The organism is Zooshikella sp. RANM57, from assembly GCF_050749885.1.
Lineage (GTDB): Bacteria > Pseudomonadota > Gammaproteobacteria > Pseudomonadales > Zooshikellaceae > Zooshikella.
Genome location: NZ_JBOIUB010000067.1, coordinates 1 through 322, shown reverse-complemented (window position 1 = coordinate 322; position 322 = coordinate 1). Strand labels below are relative to the sequence as shown.

The window sequence follows — 322 nt, the reverse complement described above, 5'->3', positions numbered from 1 at the left end:
GAACTACTCACTGCAACCAAATATTGAGAAGTACAACCAATAATCGGAGGTAAGCACAGAAACGACTCACAATTTGTGGGCGCTAAATGCGTATATTGGAAAAGTAAGTCACTTATATTACCATCAACACTGTAACTAAAATTGAAATGAATGGCTTTCGATTTATAATCAACTGAGTCTTGCCTGAGATAATATGGGTTCTGTCGCAAAGTTTGACCCGCCGTGATAGCCTTTTACACTCCTGCTAATACTCTGGTTGTTTTGTCGTCACTATGAGTCCTCATGAGCGTTTCAAAGGTTGTCATTTTCCCTCCTGTGTTGT

1 protein-coding gene is annotated in these 322 nt (G+C 39.8%); it reads right to left on the bottom strand.

What is annotated here, in order from left to right; all coding sequences use genetic code 11:
• A partial coding sequence (locus ACQ96U_RS27160; RefSeq protein ID WP_431724408.1) for a hypothetical protein occupies positions 1–209 on the bottom strand: 209 nt, incomplete at its 3' end.
• Positions 210–322: the final 113 nt, after the last annotated feature.